Genomic DNA, 3,121 nt, shown 5'->3' with positions numbered 1-3,121 from the left:
ACGGAATAAATTTTATCAAAGTCTCCGTACAGCCTCTTCCACGATTAAGGGCATGGAGACCCTTCGAGGAATATATAGAAAGAACCGAAGAAATGGAACGCTCTTCGGCTTTTCGGTGTCTACTGAAATCAAGATATTAATGGGAATAACAGGCTAAGATATTTGGAGTTCAGAGAGGGCGCGTTTGATTTTCAAACTTCGCATCAGAACCGATTGTGGCATAAGTTTGATTTTGACCTCGTTTTTCTGTGAACTGTGTTAACCTCCATAATAGCATGTGGAAAGACACAGGATCACGTGACGACGATCATGATTACTCATGATGCGACAGAGATTGCTGCGGCAGATCAATTAGCGAAAGTGGTTGCTGGCAGATTGGAGGTACACGGATGAATTTAGTAGTTAATAATACGTCGCTATTTTTGGCGGCAATGTTAGTGCTCGTCGCGTTAGGAATTAGTTTGTGGCAGAAACTTGGCTTGGATAGGGACATCGTCATTGGTGTCGTGCGGGCTGTTGTACAACTATTTATCGTGGGTTACTTGCTAAAGTATATTTTCCGAGTCAACAATTTTTGGCTAACGCCGGCGATGATGGGCTTCATTATCTTCAATGCGGCTTGGAATGCGAAAAAACGGGGTCCGGGGATTGACCATGCATTAGCCATTTCGTTATTAGCCATTTTTGTTAGTACGGGGGTAACACTCGGCGTTCTCGTGCTATCTGGTGCGATTAAGTTTGTGCCATCGCAAATGATTCCCATTTCTGGTATGATTGCGTCGAATTCAATGGTCGCAATTGGGCTGGCTTATCGCAGCCTCAATAGTCAGTTTCCTGACCAGCGGCAAGGTGTGCTTGAACGGTTGGCGTGAGGGGCTGGTCTACTTGATGCTTCGATTGCCATCGTGCGTGAAGCGATTCGTACGGGGATGTCACCAACCATTGATTCGGCAAAGACTGTGGGTCTAGTCAATCTGCCAGGGATGATGTCCGGTTTGGTCTTTGCAGGGGTCGATCCAGTACGGGCCATTAAGTATCAAATTATGGTCACGTTCATGCTCTTATCAGCGACTAGTTTGGGGTCAATCATTGCGTGCTATTTAACTTACCATAATTTCTATAATGAACAAAAACAGTTGAAGTAATGACTCCTGATTGCAGTCCCGCGGGGAGTCCTCTATGATGGAAGCTGAAATAAAACTTAATGCGGGGGTATTGATGTGAATGACGCAGCGGTTTGGGTTCCAGTTCCAGAAATGTTTTACTGGGGCTGGTTAGTACCACTTATATTTGGAACCATTTTTGGTTGGTGTTATCATCGCGATAAGGTTCGCCTAGGTAACGGTATTTGGTTTTCGCTATTTTTCTATTCGTTTTTAACCATGCTGGCGATTACAATTTTAGGTAGCAATATCCACTGGTTGATCATTATCAGTGGAACGTTGTTTGTGTTGCTGATCCTGTTGATTGGGCTGATTTTTACCTTACAAGCTTTCTTGCTCTTATGGAATGCGTGGATCAAGTGGCGTCATGAGAGTCATACGTTGGCGAATATGCTGACCTTGTACTTGGGACTGGCCATTCTGATTTTGCCATTTTTGGATAATCTGTTGAGTAGTCATGTGCCGCAGCCCGTGAGTTATTTTTGGAAAACTTTGCAACAGAACCGATGTAAATGTCATGCTTTAGTCAGTGAATCGGGCTATGTCATAGACTACACAATTACCCCTGCTTCAATGGCTGATAGTTCAATGACCGAGGAAGTGTTGAGTCAATTTGGGACACCAACAGTCCTTGGAGATATGGGATATCTAGGTCAGTCACTGCATGATAGCCTGGAATTAAAAGGAATTGATCTAATTACACTTGTCAGGAAGAACATGAAGCAAAAGAAAATCCTTTTCCCTAATTTTTCAAAACGTAGAAAAGTGATTGAGCGAGTTTTTTCTTTTTTGACAAATCTAGGAGCTGAGCGTTATAAAAGTCGTTCGCCCCAAGGTTCCAAGGTTTTCAATTGAAATTAGAGATGATACTTTTAGCGTATTCTTTACTGTTAAAATCAGCTAAATCACTGGAACCAGAGACTTTAAGATATTCTATCGGGTATCAAGTCATGGCTAAATAATCAACTAGCAATTCGGGTCTTTATTAAATACTAATGATTGCATTAAAAATTGCTTTATGAGATAATTGCTAAAAAAGAGAGGATTCTCAAATGGATAACAAAGATATAGAGCTGATTCAACAAATGGAAAACAAATATGACAATTTTATGCCAGCCTTAACTAATTTAATTGATAGTGTTGAGAAATTTAACTCAATTTACAATAACTATATTGAATTAAACAATTTTTATGGTAGCGAAAAATGGTTTGAATATATGGAAATTGAAAAAATCCCAGTAAAATGCGGTGTTTTATCAGAAGACCAATTATATGATATGATTGGTGAACATAATGAACTTCTTGGAGCATTGCTTGACCTAACTTCAAAAATGTACAAAAATTTTTAAAAATATCAAAGATTCAAATATCTTAAAAATGGTGCAGGATACACTACTTGATAGTTTTCGTGCTGGTCGTCGCAACTATACAATTTTCCAAGTTGGGAAAGCGACCTTGTTTAGAGTAAGTGATGTCATGAAATTAAAGAAAACAGATGTCTTTAATCTTGATGGAACAGTCAAACAAACTGCATTTATTCATGATCAAAGAACAGGTAATGGAAATACGTTATATTTAAAACCTGTCCAACAAGATTTAATGCTTTATCATGCATGGCTAATCCAACAAAACATGAATTCAGAGTGGTTATTTCCTTCAACTTCTCGTCCTGATCGTCCTATTACCGAGAAACAGTTTTATAAGATTATGGCACGAGTTGGTGATCTTTTAGGAATTAACTATCTAGGAACGCATACCATGCGTAAAACAGGCGCTTATCGGGTCTATACCCAGTCAAACTATAATATTGGCTTAGTGATGCATTTATTAAACTATTCAAGTGAAGCCATGACCTTAACGTATCTTGGATTAGATCAAGCTAGTCGAGAAACGATGTTAGACCAAATTGATTTTGGGTAATGAATGTTTAGAACTTAGTAGTCGTCCAAAAACGACTA

The 3,121-nt window shown here is 39.4% G+C and carries 2 protein-coding genes and 4 pseudogenes; all 6 read left to right on the top strand.

Annotation, left to right across the window (positions count from 1 at the left end; all coding sequences use genetic code 11):
- A pseudogene (locus tag ACPC57_RS11445) lies at positions 1-157 on the top strand (IS6 family transposase); the annotation flags it as partial.
- Between the two features lie 131 nt (positions 158-288).
- Positions 289-393, top strand: a pseudogene (locus tag ACPC57_RS11440) (spermidine/putrescine ABC transporter ATP-binding protein); the annotation flags it as partial.
- Positions 390-1,145: pseudogene (locus tag ACPC57_RS11435) on the top strand (ABC transporter permease). The pseudogenes ACPC57_RS11440 and ACPC57_RS11435, both read left to right, overlap by 4 nt.
- Before the next feature lie 525 nt (positions 1,146-1,670).
- Positions 1,671-2,125: pseudogene (locus ACPC57_RS11430) on the top strand (transposase); the annotation flags it as partial.
- Positions 2,126-2,215: 90 nt separating this feature from the next.
- Positions 2,216-2,512 (top strand): DUF4298 domain-containing protein, encoded by a 297-nt coding sequence (locus ACPC57_RS11425; protein WP_434065998.1) that lies wholly within the window; start codon positions 2,216-2,218, stop codon positions 2,510-2,512.
- A 28-nt stretch (positions 2,513-2,540) separates the two neighbouring features.
- Positions 2,541-3,083 (top strand): tyrosine-type recombinase/integrase, encoded by a 543-nt coding sequence (locus tag ACPC57_RS11420; protein WP_434065997.1) that lies wholly within the window; start codon positions 2,541-2,543, stop codon positions 3,081-3,083.
- Positions 3,084-3,121 lie beyond the last annotated feature (38 nt).

This window comes from Streptococcus sp. VTCC 12886 (assembly GCF_049893425.1).
Taxonomy (GTDB): domain Bacteria; phylum Bacillota; class Bacilli; order Lactobacillales; family Streptococcaceae; genus Streptococcus; species Streptococcus suis_AA.
Note: the sequence above shows the minus strand (reverse complement) of the source record. Positions and strands in the feature narration are given on the sequence as shown.

What these genes read in the sequence shown, in the direction of transcription:
- ACPC57_RS11425 (WP_434065998.1), top strand. Translation starts at nt 2,216, where the DNA reads ATGGATAACAAAGATATAGAGCTGATTCAACAAATGGAAAACAAATAT.
- ACPC57_RS11420 (WP_434065997.1), top strand. Translation starts at nt 2,541, where the DNA reads ATGGTGCAGGATACACTACTTGATAGTTTTCGTGCTGGTCGTCGCAAC.